Annotated in this window: 17 protein-coding genes; 10 read left to right on the top strand and 7 right to left on the bottom strand. The window is 32.1% G+C overall.

Features of this window, described 5'->3' with window-relative positions; all coding sequences use genetic code 11:
- Positions 1-246: 246 nt before the first annotated feature.
- Both B2989_RS10390 and B2989_RS10385 read right to left on the bottom strand, forming a co-directional pair.
- Positions 247-1,791 (bottom strand): Rne/Rng family ribonuclease, encoded by a 1,545-nt coding sequence (locus B2989_RS10390; RefSeq protein ID WP_145004263.1) that lies wholly within the window; start codon positions 1,789-1,791, stop codon positions 247-249.
- Positions 1,792-2,144: 353 nt separating this feature from the next.
- Positions 2,145-2,435 (bottom strand): HU family DNA-binding protein, encoded by a 291-nt coding sequence (locus tag B2989_RS10385; RefSeq protein WP_028283181.1) that lies wholly within the window; start codon positions 2,433-2,435, stop codon positions 2,145-2,147.
- A gap of 137 nt (positions 2,436-2,572) precedes the next feature.
- Between B2989_RS10385 and mutY the strand changes: the two genes are divergently transcribed.
- The 4 genes from mutY to gldD all read left to right on the top strand — a co-directional run bounded on the left by mutY (position 2,573) and on the right by gldD (position 6,092).
- A complete protein-coding gene (mutY, locus tag B2989_RS10380) occupies positions 2,573-3,613 on the top strand; it encodes an A/G-specific adenine glycosylase (RefSeq protein ID WP_292948096.1) in 1,041 nt (346 codons plus the stop codon).
- A gap of 90 nt (positions 3,614-3,703) precedes the next feature.
- Positions 3,704-4,153 (top strand): single-stranded DNA-binding protein, encoded by a 450-nt coding sequence (locus B2989_RS10375; RefSeq protein ID WP_292948095.1) that lies wholly within the window; start codon positions 3,704-3,706, stop codon positions 4,151-4,153.
- A 9-nt stretch (positions 4,154-4,162) separates the two neighbouring features.
- Positions 4,163-5,467, top strand: coding sequence for a gliding motility-associated protein GldE (locus B2989_RS10370; protein WP_292948094.1), 1,305 nt, complete (start codon positions 4,163-4,165; stop codon positions 5,465-5,467).
- Between the two features lie 46 nt (positions 5,468-5,513).
- Positions 5,514-6,092, top strand: coding sequence for a gliding motility lipoprotein GldD (gene gldD, locus B2989_RS10365; RefSeq protein ID WP_292948093.1), 579 nt, complete (start codon positions 5,514-5,516; stop codon positions 6,090-6,092).
- Positions 6,093-6,192: 100 nt separating this feature from the next.
- Here gldD and B2989_RS10360 read toward each other — a convergent pair whose 3' ends face one another.
- Positions 6,193-6,765, bottom strand: coding sequence for a cation transporter (locus B2989_RS10360; protein ID WP_292948092.1), 573 nt, complete (start codon positions 6,763-6,765; stop codon positions 6,193-6,195).
- Between the two features lie 97 nt (positions 6,766-6,862).
- On the opposite strand from B2989_RS10360, the gene B2989_RS10355 reads away from it, so the two are divergent.
- Positions 6,863-7,762 carry a DMT family transporter gene (locus B2989_RS10355; protein WP_292948091.1) on the top strand — a complete coding sequence of 300 codons (900 nt, stop codon included), beginning with the start codon at positions 6,863-6,865 and terminating at the stop codon, positions 7,760-7,762.
- A 32-nt stretch (positions 7,763-7,794) separates the two neighbouring features.
- On the opposite strand, the gene B2989_RS10350 is transcribed toward B2989_RS10355, so the two are convergent.
- Entirely contained in the window at positions 7,795-9,867 is a 2,073-nt protein-coding gene (locus B2989_RS10350) for a M16 family metallopeptidase (protein ID WP_292948090.1), read from the bottom strand.
- A gap of 19 nt (positions 9,868-9,886) precedes the next feature.
- Positions 9,887-11,206: a M16 family metallopeptidase gene (locus tag B2989_RS10345; RefSeq protein WP_292948089.1), complete on the bottom strand. Its 1,320-nt coding sequence runs from the start codon at positions 11,204-11,206 to the stop codon at positions 9,887-9,889.
- Positions 11,207-11,400: 194 nt separating this feature from the next.
- Between B2989_RS10345 and B2989_RS10340 the strand changes: the two genes are divergently transcribed.
- The 3 genes from B2989_RS10340 to rpmA all read left to right on the top strand — a co-directional run bounded on the left by B2989_RS10340 (position 11,401) and on the right by rpmA (position 12,914).
- A complete protein-coding gene (locus B2989_RS10340) occupies positions 11,401-11,853 on the top strand; it encodes a DUF4199 domain-containing protein (RefSeq protein WP_292948088.1) in 453 nt (150 codons plus the stop codon).
- Between the two features lie 97 nt (positions 11,854-11,950).
- Positions 11,951-12,610, top strand: a complete 660-nt coding sequence (gene rplU, locus B2989_RS10335; RefSeq protein ID WP_145004235.1) for a 50S ribosomal protein L21 — start codon at positions 11,951-11,953, stop codon at positions 12,608-12,610.
- A 43-nt stretch (positions 12,611-12,653) separates the two neighbouring features.
- Positions 12,654-12,914, top strand: coding sequence for a 50S ribosomal protein L27 (rpmA, locus tag B2989_RS10330; protein WP_028283192.1), 261 nt, complete (start codon positions 12,654-12,656; stop codon positions 12,912-12,914).
- Between the two features lie 36 nt (positions 12,915-12,950).
- Here the strand turns inward: rpmA and B2989_RS10325 are convergent, their stop codons facing one another.
- Both B2989_RS10325 and ahcY read right to left on the bottom strand, forming a co-directional pair.
- On the bottom strand, positions 12,951-13,433 hold the full coding sequence (locus tag B2989_RS10325; protein ID WP_292948087.1) for a DUF1569 domain-containing protein: 483 nt from the start codon (positions 13,431-13,433) through the stop codon (positions 12,951-12,953).
- A 299-nt stretch (positions 13,434-13,732) separates the two neighbouring features.
- Entirely contained in the window at positions 13,733-15,049 is a 1,317-nt protein-coding gene (ahcY, locus tag B2989_RS10320) for an adenosylhomocysteinase (RefSeq protein WP_292948086.1), read from the bottom strand.
- A 132-nt stretch (positions 15,050-15,181) separates the two neighbouring features.
- Here ahcY and B2989_RS10315 point away from each other — a divergent pair, with 132 nt between their 5' ends.
- Positions 15,182-15,808: a 4'-phosphopantetheinyl transferase family protein gene (locus B2989_RS10315; RefSeq protein ID WP_292948085.1), complete on the top strand. Its 627-nt coding sequence runs from the start codon at positions 15,182-15,184 to the stop codon at positions 15,806-15,808.
- Positions 15,808-16,530 (top strand): geranylgeranylglyceryl/heptaprenylglyceryl phosphate synthase, encoded by a 723-nt coding sequence (locus tag B2989_RS10310; protein WP_348661679.1) that lies wholly within the window; start codon positions 15,808-15,810, stop codon positions 16,528-16,530. Before B2989_RS10315 ends, B2989_RS10310 begins: the two co-directional genes overlap by 1 nt.
- Position 16,531 lies beyond the last annotated feature (1 nt).

Here is a 16,531-nt window from a genome sequence, read left to right as displayed (position 1 = left end):
ACCACAACAACAATAAACACTAGTTTAACAACCAATTAAAAACCAAAAAATAGCCTTACTAAGATTAGTAAGGCTATTTTAATTTATAGCTGTTTTAAAGTCTTTGTAGCTTTGTAAACTATTAAGTTTTGTTATTATAAATAGTATTATGATAGTATTCTTAAGTATGAGAAGATTGACATACTAATTTTATTATACACTTTGTTGCAAAAAAAAAGCCTAACTATAAAATAGTAGGCTTTTTTATTATTTAATTTGATTACCATCTTTGTCAACAAAATGATATTCAAGGTATGTGTAAGCATCTCTTGGTTGTATTTTAACCCATTTTTTGTGTTCAAAAAACCATTTTGAACGAATTGATGGAAAACCTTTTGTTAAAAAGGCTGCTATAAAAGGATGTGTGTTTAAAGTCACCTTCTTATAGTCTTTTTTAAATATTTGTTCTATGTCGTGAGTTATTTTAGGCACAATGTTAATTGGTGCTTCGACTTCTTCTCCATTAAAACTGTTAGGATTTTCCTCTCTTGTTTTAATATTCATTTCTGGTCTTACTCTTTGACGTGTAATTTGAATCAATCCAAACTTACTAGGAGGTAATATTTTGTGTTTGGCACGATCATCTTTCATTTCGTCACGAAGATGATTGTAAAGTTTTTTTCTATGTTCAGCAGTATTTAGGTCAATAAAATCTATCACAATAATTCCACCCATATCACGTAATCTTAATTGTCGTGCTACTTCTGAAGCAGATATTAAGTTTACTTCAAGTGCTGTGTCTTCTTGAGAGTTTGATTTATTTGATCTATTACCACTATTTACATCAATGACGTGAAGCGCTTCAGTATGCTCGATGACAAGGTATGCACCTTTAGCCATAGAGACCGTCTTACCAAAAGCAGTTTTTATTTGTCTTTCTATTCCAAATTTTTCAAAAATAGGAATATTAGACTGATGTAATTTGACTATTGATTCTTTTTTTGGTGCGTATTGTTGCACGTAATCTTTGACTTGTGCATGTAATGCTTCATCATCTACATGAATCCCTGTAAAAGTGTCGTTAAATATATCTCTTAAAATAGAAGAGGCTTTATTTAACTCACCTAATACTTTGGTAGGATGATTTGCTTTATGCAATTTTTTACACATTGCTGTCCAACGACTAAGCAAATTTTGTAAATCTTTATCTAGTTCGGCTACTTTTTTGCCTTCTGCTACTGTTCGTACAATAACTCCAAAACCAGGAGGAGTTATACTCCTTACCAAGCGTTTTAAGCGTTCTTTTTCTTCTTTACTCTCTATCTTTTGCGAAATAGAAATTCGATCAGAAAATGGCACTAAAACAATATATCTACCAGCTATGGACAGCTCTGAGCTGATCCTTGGGCCTTTAGTAGATATTGGTTCTTTAACTATTTGTACTAAAATAGACTGATTTGATTTTAAGACGTCAGTAATCTTTCCGTCTTTATCAATATCTTTTTCAAATGGGTAATCCTTTAAAGAAAAATCTTTTAGTTTACCTGTGCTTACACTTTTTGTGAATTTTAAAAGAGATGACATTTTTGGTCCTAAATCATGATAATGCAAAAATGCATCTTTTTCATAACCAACATTGACAAATGCTGCATTTAGTCCTGGAACAGCTTTTCTTATTTTGGCGATAAACACATCACCAACCGCAAAGTTGTTCCCATCTTCCTCTTTATGTAATTCAACTAATTTTCCATCTTTTAATAAGGCAAAATCAACAGCTTCTGGACTAGATCTAATAATTAATTCTTTATCCATTTAAGGTTAATTTTTATCCATACAACTAAGTATAGATGGATTATACAATATATCATACCTTTTTTTTAAATAAAAAAAGGTATGATAATCACAGGATTTTTTAAATCCGTTTGAGTTTAAAAACACGCAAGGTTTTACATATTTATAATAAACTCTATTTTCAAAGAACGATAATTTTAATAAACCAAAAAAGTAGTTATATAAACTACTTTTTGGTACTATTTCTTCTTCTTGTGACGATTAGCGCGTCTACGTTTTTTACGCTTATGCGTTGCAACCTTGTGTCTTTTACGTTTCTTACCACTTGGCATAGGGTTAATGTTTTTAAATTAATAATTCGTTTATAATATTTTTTACTTTACGTCTACGTTAGTTTTTACACCCTCTACAAATACTTTTGCAGGTTTAAACGCTGGTATGTTGTGAGCAGGAATCTTGATAGTCGTATTTTTTGAAATATTTCTTCCTGTTTTTTCTGCTCTTGTTTTAATGATAAAGCTACCAAATCCTCTAAGGTAAACATTATCACCTCCTTCTAAAGATGTCTTAACTTCTTCCATAAAAGTCTCTACAGTTGCCTGAACATCTCCTTTTTCTATTCCTAATTTTTCAGAAATCTTTGTTACTAAATCAGCTTTAGTCATTTTCTTTTCTTGTTTGCGTTATTAATTTTTCTAAGGGTTGGCAAATATAGGCATTTAATATTCAATATTTCAAACCTAATTCATTAAAATTTAATGCGATAAACTTTACTTTTGCTTTTCTTACTTTTTTCTAATAAATGAACTTTGCAAAACAATTAATTAATTGGTACACAGATAATAAACGAGATTTGCCTTGGCGTAACACTACAAACCCTTATTATATTTGGCTTTCCGAAATTATTTTACAACAAACACAAGTCGTTCAAGGCTTGCCATATTACACCGCTTTTACTACCAATTTCCCTACTGTTTTTGACTTAGCTAAGGCTGAGGAACAAGAGGTGTTAAAGTTATGGCAAGGATTAGGTTATTACTCTAGAGCACGAAATTTGCACGCTTCAGCTAAATACATAGTAGATGAGCTTGATGGACAGTTTCCGGACACTTTTGATGACATTATTAAACTAAAAGGAGTAGGTGATTATACAGCAAGTGCAATTGCTTCTATTAGTTTTAATGAAGTTACTGCAGTTGTTGATGGTAATGTTTATAGAGCATTGTCTAGGATTTATGGTATTTACACTCCTATTAATACAGGTAAAGGTTTTAAAGAGTTTAAGATGTTAGCACAACAATTAATTGATGTTAAGCAACCTGCTACTTTTAATCAAGCCATAATGGAGTTTGGTGCAAGACTGTGTAAGCCTAAAAATCCAGATTGTAATAATTGTCCTTTTAACAACACATGTGTTGCTTTAGAAAAAGCTGTAATTACTGATTTACCTGTAAAAATTAAAAGTGCTAAGGTTACCAAGAAGTATTTTAACTTTATTGTGATGCTTTCTAAGGATGGTAAAACGGTTTTACAACAGCGATTAGGTAGTGGGATTTGGCAAAATTTATATCAATTTCCTTTAATAGAAACTGATAAAGAGGCGTCTTTTGATAGTATTGAGGAGCAAATTAAATTGATTGCACCATTAAAAGAACAATTTTTAGAATTGTCTTTGTATAACGAAAAAGCAATAGTACATAAATTATCCCATCAGCATTTATACACTAAATTTTGGATTGTATCGTTAGATAGTAAACTTCCAGAAGGTATTGCTTTTGATAAAATAAAGGATTTTCCAGTGCCAATATTGATAGGTAATTTTATCGAAAAATTTAATTTTTAAATCATTACTGTTAACGCCTCAATATTTTTTATTAAATTTATTTACATTGAAGCTTAAAGCTGTAATTTTGTATTAGAAAAAAAACTACTTATGTCAGGAACATTAAATAAAGTTATGCTAATTGGGCATTTAGGAGATGAAGTTAAAATGCACTACTTTGAAGGAGGTGGTTGTGTTGGACGTTTTCCTTTAGCAACCAACGAGACTTATGTTAGCAAGCAAACTAACGAGCGTGTTACTAATACGGATTGGCATAATATAGTAGTGCGCAATAAAGCTGCTGAAATTTGTGAAAAATATCTAACAAAAGGTGATAAGGTTTATGTTGAAGGACGCATAAAAACTAGAAAATGGCAAGACGAATCTGGGAATGATCGTTATAGTACAGAGATACAAGTGTCTGACTTTACATTTTTAAGTACAAAGCGTGATCCTGAGGCAGCTCCAGCAACACCAGCTGTACAACAGCAACAAGCACCAAAAGCCGATATTCCAAAACAAACGTCTTCAGCCTCTAGCGAAGACGATCTACCGTTTTAATAAGTGATTATGGATCCTGAACCCTCGAGTTTTTTAGCATTAGTAATTTCTGATAATATCAATATTGTACTTGGTTTTGTACTTTTAGTTGTATTGTTAATCTGTTCTGCTATGATTTCAGGAGCAGAAGTGGCATTGTTTTCATTAACAAAATCTGATCTTGAAGACGAAGCATTACAAGGTAAAAAACAAATACAGATAATTTCTAAACTACTAGTTAGACCTAAAAAACTATTAGCAACCATTTTAGTAGCCAATAATTTTATAAATATTGGTATTGTAATACTGTTTGCCTTTTTAGGTAACTATTTGTTTGCAGGTATAAATTCTGCGTTAGTTAAATTTATAGTGGAAGTAGTAGTCATTACTTTTTTAATATTGCTTTTTGGAGAAATTTTACCTAAAATATATGCTAGTCGTAACAATCTAAAATTTGCGACATTTATGGCGTATCCATTAGGTGTTTTAGATGTGTTTTTTTCGCCTTTAAGTTTGCCAATGCGCAGTATTACGCTGATAATTCATAATAGATTAGGAAAGCAAAAATCTAATATCAGTGTGGATCAATTGTCACAAGCATTAGAGCTAACAAGTGAGCATGACACCACTAAAGAAGAACAAAAAATATTACAAGGGATTGTAAGTTTTGGTAACACAGATACTAAGCAAGTTATGCAACCACGTATTGATGTCTTTGCATTAAATGTGGAACAACCATATAGCGAGATTATTCCGGAAATTATAGATAACGGTTACTCCAGAATACCAGTATATAAAGATAGTATGGATAATATCGTTGGCGTATTGTATGTTAAAGATTTATTACCCTACATTGATAAACAAACATTCGATTGGACTACCTTATTAAGAGCGCCATTTTTTGTTCCAGAAAACAAAAAATTAGACGATTTAATGGCAGAATTCCAAGAGAAAAAAGTACATCTTGCTGTAGTTGTTGATGAGTATGGAGGAACATCTGGATTAGTGTCATTAGAAGATATTATTGAAGAGATTGTAGGGGATATTAGTGACGAGTTTGATGACGAAGACTTAGTGTTTTCAAAGCTTGATGATAAAAATTATGCTTTTGAAGGTAAAACAGCGTTAAAAGATTTTTATAAAATTATTAAGTTAGAAAACGATACAGTTTTTGAAGACAATAAAGGTGAAGCTGAGACTATTGCTGGTTTTATTTTAGAAAATTCTGGAGGTTTTCCTAAACGAAACAGCAAAATACAGTTTGAAAACTATGTTTTTACAATTGAAGCATTAGATAAAAAACGTATAAAACGTGTCAAGGTTACCTTGCCCTAAATAATAAAATATAAAGGCTAATTATTATTGCCTAAGTACATATATCATGAGACATTTAATAATCTTCCTTTTAACCTTTGTAACACTAACAAGTTGTGGAAACGACCCAATACCAAAGCCAAAAGGGTATCTAAGGTTAGAGTATCCTCAAGCAGATTATAAAATGTATAATCAAGATTTGCCTTTTGCTTTTGATCGAAACATGCAAAGTGATACCATAATATATAAGCCTTTACAAGATGATGTAAAAAGTTTTGGACTTAATATTGAGTATAAAAAATTAAAAGGAACCATATATCTAACTTATAAAGCAATAGATGGTAAAGAGCGCTTAGTTAAGTATCTTAAAAATGCTCAAAATTTTACTCAAGAACATACCAAAAAAGCAGATGCTATTGAAGAGGTTGTTTGGGAAAACCCTGTGAATAAAGTGTATGGAATGTTTTATGAAGTTGGTGGTAATGCAGCATCACAATCTCAGTTTTATATAACGGATAGTATAAATCATTTTTTAACTGGGTCATTATATTTTTATGCTAAGCCTAATTATGACTCGATATTACCTGCTGCTAATTATCTTCAAAAAGATATTAAGCGTATAATGGAAAGTGTCCAATGGAAGTAATTTTGATTATTTAAACACATCCTTAAATCACAAAAAAAAATAAGAATAAAAAAAAGCCTTGAATTTTCAAGGCTTTCATATTTAAATAAGGTAATAATTGTTAAGCTTTTTTAGCGTCTGTACAACATGCTTTTTTGCAGTCTTTAGCACAAGCTAATTTTTCGGCTTCAGTTTTGTTAGCACATTTTTTCTTGCATTCTGCAGTTTTTGCAGCACAATCTTTACAGTCTTTTTTAGTGCAATCTTCTTTACACTTCATTGTGCATTCTTTTTTTGCGGTAGAAAAAGCATCTACTGTATGCATGTCTTTTACTTTATAGGTGTCAGCAACACTTGTAACAGTAGTTTCTAATGATGCAGGAGTTACTAATGCTTCATCATATTCTACCATTGCTAATTCGCGATCAAAATCTACAATTGCAGATTTTACACCTTCCATTTTAGCCATTTTTTTCTCAATAGTTTTTGCACAACCCATTGCGCAAGTCATACCTTCGATTTTAAATTCAGCTTTAGCTAACTTAGCATTGGGATTAATTTCTGCTTTTTTTGTTACTTCTGTAGTTTCTGAAGCAGAAGGTGATGTCATAACTTCTGGCTCAGCTTCGTTTTTACAACTAAATGTTAATACTGTTATTGCAACTAGTACTAGTATATGTTTAAATGATTTCATTTTAATAAAATTTAATTATTGTTTAATAGTTACAAAATTACTAAATAATATGCTTTATTGCTTTTTATATTGGATTTTTGTATCGTAAATTTTAGCTATGCAAAATAATAATAATAGTAAAAAATGGGTGTATTTACTTGTTTTGTCTCTTATCTGGGGAACGTCTTTTATTTTAATTAAGAAGGCTTTGTTGGGTTTAAATGCTTATCAATTAGGTGCTTTGCGTACTTTAATAACAGGGTTGTTTTTGTTTATGGCAGGTTATAAAAAGATACGTTTAATTAAAAAAACGGATTGGAAATGGATTGCGATTTCGGGCTTTTTAGGGTCTTTTATTCCTGCGTTTTTCTTTGCAATTGCCGAAACCCAAATAGATAGTGCAGTTGTGTCTGTTTTAAATAGTTTGGTGCCTTTAAATACTGTTTTAATTGGTGCTGCTGTGTTTAAAATTGCGAGCTCTACTAAGCAGGTGGTTGGAGTAATAATAGGGTTTGTAGGTACGTCTATCTTGATCTTAGAAGGTGCAGATTTAAACCCAAATCAAAATTATTGGTATGCAGGATTTGTAATAGGGTCTACGGTTATGTATGCCATAAATGTTAACATTATCAAGCGCTATTTACAAGAGGTAAAACCTTTGGCAATAGCTGTAGGTAATTATGTTGTTATTTTTATACCTGCTTTAGTTGTTTTAATTTTTGCAGACTTTTTTAATGTAGCAAACTTTAGTAATTCAGATTTTACAAATGCAATTGGTTACGTTGTTATTTTGTCCTTTTTTGGGACTGCTTTGGCTAAAGTATTGTTTAACACTTTGGTGCAAATGTCTACTCCTGTATTTGCGTCTTCTGTGACTTATATTATGCCAATTGTTGCTTTAGTTTGGGGCTTGATGGATGGAGAAAGTTTTAGTGTGACACAAATTATTGGGACTTTAATTATTTTAATTGGTGTGTATTTAGCTAATAGAAAAGCAAAAAAAATCCGAAACGTTTAAGCTTCGGATTTTTAGTTTAATTGTAATGTATACTAGTTAAAATCTGCATCAGTAACTTCTTCGTTTACTTTTACATTTTTAATATTCATAGACATTGTTTGTGGTCCAGCTATGATAGTCTGTGCGTAAGGAAATTTTACTCCGTTTACTTCAGAGTAGTTATCATACTTTACTGTTGTAGTAACTTCTTGTCCTTGCGCTTTAGTTGTGCTTTCTTCTTGAACTAACAAGTTTGATGCAACATCATAATAACGGTAAGACGCATCGTCACCTTTCATTACTTTTACTTTGTAGCTATCTGCTCCATCAATATCAACAATACTTACTAATGATACATTAGCCATATCATATGCTGTTTCTGGAAACATTCCAGCTTCAGCTTTTTTGTCTGATACTTCAGTGTCTGATAAAGGCATTTTCTGACCTTGTTGCTCTCTGTAACCAGCTGTACCGTTCCATTTAGACTTCATCATTACCATACCTTGCATAGCAACTTCCATAGACTCTTTATTGTCTTTAGTTTTCTTTATTTCTACTGTCAATGGTGGAGCTCCTTGGATAACAAAATCACCATCCATTTTTACAGAGTTTACCATGTTAATATTGCTGGTTCCTCCAATAGCTGTAATATAGTTGTCTATTACCGTTTTAGCAGTTACGCCATCAGGAATTGGTTTAGAAAATTCTGGTTTCTCAACTGGATTTGCAAACTTGTCAAAGTACTTAATTGGTACTCCTGTTTTTTCTAATCCAGGGATGACATCACTACCTTTTCCAACTATAATTATACGTGCATTTTCTGGCTTAAAGTATTTGTTAGCCACACGTTGTACATCCTCTACAGTTACTGCATTTATTTTAGATAAATACGTTTTATAAAAGTCAGATGGTAATTTATTAAGTTTAATGCTTAATGCGTATCTAGCAATTGTCTGAGGGCTTTCTAAAGCTAAAACAAAATCTCCAACATACTTCGCTTTTGCATTAGCTAATGCTTCAGCAGTAACAGGTTCTGATTTTATTCTTTTAATTTCTTTTAAAGTCTCTACAACTGCACTATCAGTAACAGTGTTTCTTACTTCAGCTCCAGCTGTAAATCTTGACGCGCCAAAACGAGATGCACCAATACTAGAACGTGCTCCATAAGTCCAACCGTTTGCTTCTCGTAAATTCATGTTTAAGTAGCTGTTAAAACCACCACCTAAAATTTTATTAGCAATTAATACTGCATGGTAATCAGGATCATTCATTTCTAACGTTACGTTATTAGTTAATGATATGTTTGATTGTACAGCATTTGGCATGTCTACAAAATTGATTTGCGTACTTGCTAGGTTTGGATTAGGAGTAACTAGATTTGTTGTAAAATCGATTCCTTTATCCCATTTTTTGAAGTATTTTTTAACTTGCTTTTCAACTGTCTTAAAATCTACATCACCAATAATTACTAAGTATGCATTGTTTGGGTTGAAGTATTTTTGGTAAAATGCTCTAACATTATCAATTGTAATATTATTTACAGTTTCTTCAGTAATATATTCTCCGTAAGGGTGGTTATTACCATAAGATAATGCGCTTCCTACACGACCTGCTACAGCATCTACACTTTTCTCGTTGTTTTTTAAACCTTCTAGAATAAGTGCTTTTTCTTTATCAAATTCTTCTTGAGAAAATAATGGATTCATAGCTGCATCTGCCATTAATTCCATAATACGTTCAGAATATTTAGATAAACCACTAGCATATGCTCCATCAGAACTAAACCCAAGGCTTGCTCCTAAAAAGTCAATCTCTTCATTAAAAACATCTTTCGGGATGTTAGTTGTACCGTTTCCTAACATGGCACCTAACATTGCAGATACACCTGCTTTATCACCTTCTGTAATTGGTTGGTTATCTATAGTTAAAGCGTATGATACTCTTGGAAGTTTATGGTTTTCAACAATTAAAACTTTTAGTCCATTTTTTAGTTCAAACTCTCCAGGGACTTCTAAAGTAATGGTTGGTGCAGGACCTGGTTCTGGTTGTTTAGATCTGTCTATTTGGGCTGTTGCCGAAATTGATATAAACAATACCGCTAATAAGGCTGTTATTTTTGTTTTCATATCTATTGAAATTTCTTTTTTATTTTTCGTCTTTACTTGGTAAATATTCTAAAACAACACGTTGGTTAGGATTTAAATATTTTTTAGCAACATTTTGAATCTCTTCTCTAGTAATAGATCTGTAGATTTTAATTTCGTTGTTAATTAAACTAATATCCTTATAAAGCATATAGTAGCGAGCTAATGAGTTTGCTACACCAGAAATGCTTGAATTTGAACTTACAAAATTGTTTTCAAATTGGTTTTGAAGTTTTTGGTAATCTCTTTCAGACATTAATTCAGTTTGTACCTTAACTAATTCTTCATCAATTTCGGCTAATAAACCATCTAAAGTATTTTCACCTAAAGGTAAACCGTAGATAATGTATGTCCCGTAATCTTCTTGACTTTGGTTAAAAGCACCAACTTGTACAGCCATTTTTTTGTCATCAACAATTTTTTTATACAATTTAGATGTTTTACCAGAACTTAAATAACTAGATAACATATCTAACACATAAGCATCTCTATCTGTCATTGCTGGTGTTCTGTAAGCAGCAATAATTGCAGGGATTTGTATGTTGTCATCGTAAGCTGTTGCTTTAATAGTCTCAGTAATTGGGTCCTCTTTAGGGAAATTTCTAACTATATCTTCTCCTCTTGGGATTGGTCCAAAATAGTCTTTAATCATCTTTTTTGTAGAGGCAATATCTATATCACCAGCAACAACTAATACAGCGTTATTTGGTACGTAGAATTTTTTGTTAAACGCTTGAAACTCTTCTAAAGAAGCAGCATCTAAATGCTCCATTTTTCCAATAGTTGTTCCTTTATAAGGGTGTTTTTTGAAGATGTTAAGTTTAACATTTTCGATAAATTTACCATAAGGAGAATTATCTACACGTAAACGTTTTTCTTCTTTTACAACTTCATTTTGAGTGTCCACACCAATCTGGTTAATAATTGGGTGCATTAAACGCTCAGATTCCATCCATAATCCTAATTCTAGGCTATTAGAAGGGAAAACTTCGTAATAATACGTTCTGTCGTCAGTTGTGTTTGCGTTATTACTTCCTCCTTGAGAAGTTACAATTTTAAACCATTCACCACGATCGATGTTTTCAGTACCTTCAAATAAAAGGTGTTCAAAAAAGTGAGCCATACCTGTACGATCTGGCTGTTCGTCTTTTGCACCAACATGGTACATTACAGAGGTAGTTACTACAGGAGCAGAGTTGTCTTGATGTAAGATAACGTGTAAACCATTGTCTAAATCATACTCTTCGTAGTTAACTTCTTGTGCTGTAGCAGAAAAACCAGCTAAAAGCAAAGCAGCTAATGAGAATAAACTTTTTTTCATGTGTTTGATTATTTAATTTATCAGTTTAAGTATTAGTATACTGTTGTATGTTTTTGTTACAACAGTTTTAACAAAAATAACAATACAACCATGTATTACTGCTTAATTTATTGAAAATTAACATCAAATTATAAAAATTTGGTTCCATTTTCACGAAATTTAAAGGGATTATTAACCAAAAACCATAAATTAATATGAAAAATATTTCCCTTCCTATAAGATTTGGGTTAGTTATAAGCGCATGTTTAATTGCCTTTTTTTTAATCCTGTCTTTGTTTAATTTACATACTAATCCTTTTTTTAGTTTATTTAATGGTGTGATAACAGGTTTTGGTATTTATGAAACTATAAAGTATTATAAATTACAACAAGCTGATAAGTTTAGTTACACAGGCGGTTTTACCGTAGGTATCATTGCAGGTTTTATAGCAGCGATTTTGTTTACAGTATTTTTCACCTTTTATGCTACAGAAGTTGATACTGAATTTTTGAAGAAATTATTAACCGTTTTTAAAAGCGATTATAATGTACAAATTGGCTTGGTTGCTTTTGTTGTTGCGATTATGGGATTTGCCACAACAGTAGTTATTACACTTACTTGTATGCAACTATTTAAAAATAGCAGAAATATGCCTCAAAAACAATAAAAGGTTTGTAGATTAATTAATTAGAAGTATATTTGCATCCGTTTTCTAAGGAAAATGAGATTATTTTATATAAACTAATTAATAAAAACGTTACGCTATGTACGCAATTGTAGAGATAGCAGGGCATCAATTTAAAGTTGAAAAAGACCAAAAAGTTTTTGTTAACCGTTTAGCAACAGAAGAAGGAGAAGCAGTGTCTTTTGACAATGTCCTTTTAATTGCAGATGGTTCTAACATAACTGTAGGCGCCCCAGCTATAGGCGGAGCACAAGTAAGTGCAAAAGTCTTAAAGCACCTTCAAGGTGATAAAGTTATTGTTTTCAAGAAGAAAAGAAGAAAAGGTTACCGTAAGAAAAACGGACACAGACAAGCCTTAACTGAAATCGTAATTGAAAGTATAGTAGCTTCAGGAGCTAAGCCAGCAGCGAAAGCTGAAAAAGCTGCTCCAAAAAAAGAAACTAAAAAAGTAGAAGCTAAAGCTGCACCTAAAAAGGCTGCTAAAGCATCAGGAAAAGCTGACGACTTGAAAAAAGTTGAAGGTATTGGACCAAAAATTGCTGAAACCTTAGTTGAAGCAGGAATCGCTACTTTTGCTGAATTAGCTAAAACTGATGCAGCTAAAATTTCTGAAATTATCGCAGGTGTACGTGGTAATCACGTAACTGACACATGGCCAGCACAAGCTCAATTAGCTGCTGATGGTAAGTGGGATGAGTTAAAGAAATGGCAAGACGAATTAGATGGTGGTAAAGCGTAATTGCTAAATCACTTTAAGTATAACAATTTAAACACTTAAGATCATGGCTCACAAAAAAGGGGTTGGTAGTTCGAAGAATGGTAGAGAATCAGAATCAAAACGTTTAGGCGTTAAGATTTTTGGTGGACAAGCTGCTATTGCTGGAAACATTATCATAAGACAACGTGGTAATACACATCACCCAGGTGAAAATGTATACCAAGGAAAAGATCACACTTTACATGCTAAAGTTGATGGTTTAGTAAAATTTACAAAGAAAAGAGACAACAAGTCTTACGTTTCTATTGAGCCTTTCCAAGCTTAATAATTTTATTTCCTAAAAAAATAAAACCCTTTCTATTTATTTAGAAAGGGTTTTTTGTTGTTTTAGTATGTCGTTTATAATTTTTAAATGATGGTTGGTGTGCATCAGTAAAAATCTGGGTACACGTTTGGTGTTTATGTGTCCAAATAAAGGGTGTTTAAAATAGGCGTTTTTGTCTAAGTTTGTTAGTGTAGCAATATTAGATTTTGCTAATGTAATTTGTTGTAGTAAATCTGCTTTAGTAATATTTTCTGGTGGTAGTACATGTTTTGGCGCTTTTGCTTTTCCTCTGGGGAAAAAGCCTAATATAAAAAAGACTTTTCCTAAAAGTGTAAAGTTATTTTTAAATTGTTTTGGGTCTGATGTATTGGTAGCAATACTTACGTTGTTTATTACTTTAAGACTGTGGTCTATATGCCAAGCTATATTGCTTTTAGATACTTTAGGGTTTGATTGGTCGTAATTTATTATGTGATGCTCTAAATTATTTATGGCTGTAGTAAGTTTTTGTATGGACATGGTCTTGTTTTTGTCTTGTGAAGATACTTAAAACGAACATGACTTTACAAAAGTTAAACCATTTTACTAGAAGAACTGTGTTTTTGCGGATTAGTTTGCAATAAGGATTGTAGTGGCATCCTTTTTTGAGGCACGAGAAAAAGATATAACGGAAAGCGTGTTTGTTTTTGGTTTTTTTCCAAAAACAAATTGCCATAAAACAAAAAAAAATCCCAAACATTGCTGCTTGGGATTTAATATGTAATTATAAAGTATGTGATTGTTAGATCACTAAAAAGTGACTTACAATGACGCTTTGATTAGTATCTGTAATGTTCTGGCTTGTATGGTCCTTCAACTTTAACACCAATATAATCAGCTTGGTAATCTGCTAATTCTGTTAGCTCTACACCAATTTTTTCTAAATGTAATTTAGCTACTTTTTCGTCTAAATGCTTTGGTAACATATATACGTCGTTTTCGTATTTATCGCTATTTTTCCAAAGTTCGATTTGTGCTAACGTTTGGTTTGTAAATGAGTTAGACATTACAAAACTAGGGTGTCCTGTTGCGCAACCTAAGTTAACTAAACGTCCTTCGGCAAGTAAGATAATATCTTTACCATCAATGTTGTATTTGTCAACCTGAGGTTTGATTGTGTCTTTAGTATGACCATGGTTTTTGTTTAACCATCCTACTTGGATTTCGTTATCAAAGTGACCGATGTTTGCTACGATTACTTTGTCTTTCATTGCTTCAAAATGCTTTGCACGTACAATGTCTTTGTTACCTGTAGTTGTAATGATTATATCAGAATTACCAACAACTGTTTCTAGTTTTTTAACTTCAAAACCGTCCATTGCTGCTTGTAATGCACAAATTGGGTCAATTTCTGTTACTGTTACAATACTTCCAGCACCTTTAAAAGACGCAGCAGTACCTTTACCAACGTCTCCATAACCACAAACAGTTACACGTTTACCTGCTAACATAATGTCTGTTGCACGACGTATTGCGTCTACTGCAGACTCTTTACATCCGTATTTGTTGTCAAATTTAGATTTAGTTACAGAATCGTTTACGTTAATTGCTGGCATTGTTAATGTACCGTTTTTAACACGCTCGTATAATCTGTGTACTCCTGTTGTAGTTTCTTCAGATAATCCTTTAATTCCTGCAGATAATTCTGGGTATTTATCTAAAACCATGTTAGTTAAATCTCCACCATCATCTAAAATCATGTTTAATGGCTTACGGTCTTCTCCAAAAAATAAGGTTTGCTCGATACACCAATCAAATTCTTCTTCAGTCATGTCTTTCCAAGCGTACACAGCTGTACCTGCATCTGCAATTGCAGCAGCAGCTTGATCTTGTGTAGAGAAAATGTTACAAGAGCTCCAAGTAACTTCTGCTCCTAAAGCTTGTAAAGTTTCAATTAAAACAGCAGTTTGGATAGTCATGTGTAAACATCCAGCAATACGTGCTCCTTTTAAAGGTTGTTCGTTTTTGTATTCTTCACGTAAACTCATTAAACCTGGCATTTCTGCTTCGGCTAAATTAATTTCTTTTCTTCCCCAAGCCGCAAGCGACATGTCTTTTACCTTATTAGGCACGTAAGCAACGTTTTTTGTACTCATATTATTTCTCTCTTTATTTTATAAATGAAACACCTTTGGGAATTAGCACTTAAAATGGTTAAATTCGCTTAACAAAAATGCATATTTCGCCTTAGGCTTTGCAAAGATAACTAATAGAATTTAGAATATTAAATGCCTCTATATAAAACCCTTACTCCAAATTCACAAACTACTGTTAAAATCTGGAAGATTGAAGAGTCTTATGACCAATTAATCAATGGATTAGATTTAAAACCAGAGAGTTTAGATCGTGTCTTAGGTATGAAAAGTGAGCTGCATCAACGTGGTTTTTTAAGTGTTAGACACTTGCTTAATGCTTTTGGTTATACCGATCATGATTTATTTTATGACGCGAATGGCAAACCACATTTAAAGGATGGAAAGTATATATCTATAACCCATAGCTTTACATTTTCTGGCGTTATTATTAGCGATACAGAAGTTGGTATAGATATAGAAAGACAGCGCCAAAAAATAGCAGTTATTGCTAAAAAGTTTGTGGCGTACGAGTTTGAATATTTGGATAAAGAAGCTTCTGATTATATTAATAAACTAACTGTTATTTGGGGAATAAAGGAATCTTTATACAAATTGTTTGCAACTCCAGGAATGTTGTTTAAGGAACATTTTTTGGTAATTCCGTTTTCTATAATTGATGCCCAAACGGTTTGTTGGATAGATTATAAGGGTTTAAAAAAACGTTATACTGCCAATTACTTAGAGTTTGAAGGTTTTACTTGTGCTTATGTTATAGAATAATGAGTGTTTACAACGACATACTTTCCGCGAAAGCGAAACAAGAAAAATTATTAGCTATACTAATTGATCCTGATAAATTTGATATTAAATTATTATCGCAATTTGCCAATAAAATTAATCACTCCGTAATAACACATGTTTTTGTTGGTGGTAGTACAGTTGAGTTGGAAGTGACGCAAAAATTAGTTGCTGCTTTAAAACCACTAACTAAATTACCCATTGTGCTATTTCCTGGTGATGTAACGCAAATATCAAAGGATGCTGACGCTATCTTGTTTTTGTCCTTAATTTCTGGTCGAAACCCTAAATATTTAATCGAAAAACAAATTGAAGCGGTTTCTATTTTAAAAAATACCGACTTGGAGGTTATTCCAACTGGTTATATTTTGATTGAAAATGGAAAAGAAACTGCGGTCCAAAAAGTAACAAAAAGTAAACCGATCCCAACTGCTTTGCATACTTTAGTTGCTGATACAGCAAAAGCAGGTGAATTAATGGGTAAAAAAATTATTTATTTAGAAGCTGGAAGTGGAGCATTACACCCTGTACCATTACAAATGATTAAGTTTGTGAAACAAGATTTAACAATCCCTTTAATAGTTGGAGGTGGTATTAGAAGCAAACAACAATTGGATAACGCTTATAGTGCAGGAGCAGATTTAGTAGTAATTGGTACTGCTTTTGAAGAAAACCATGACTTTTTTGAAGAATTAAAACTATAAA

This window comes from Olleya sp. UBA1516, from assembly GCF_002323495.1.
Taxonomy (GTDB): domain Bacteria; phylum Bacteroidota; class Bacteroidia; order Flavobacteriales; family Flavobacteriaceae; genus Olleya.
The sequence above is the reverse complement of the archived record's forward strand: the minus strand, read 5'-3'. Positions and strand labels throughout refer to the sequence as shown.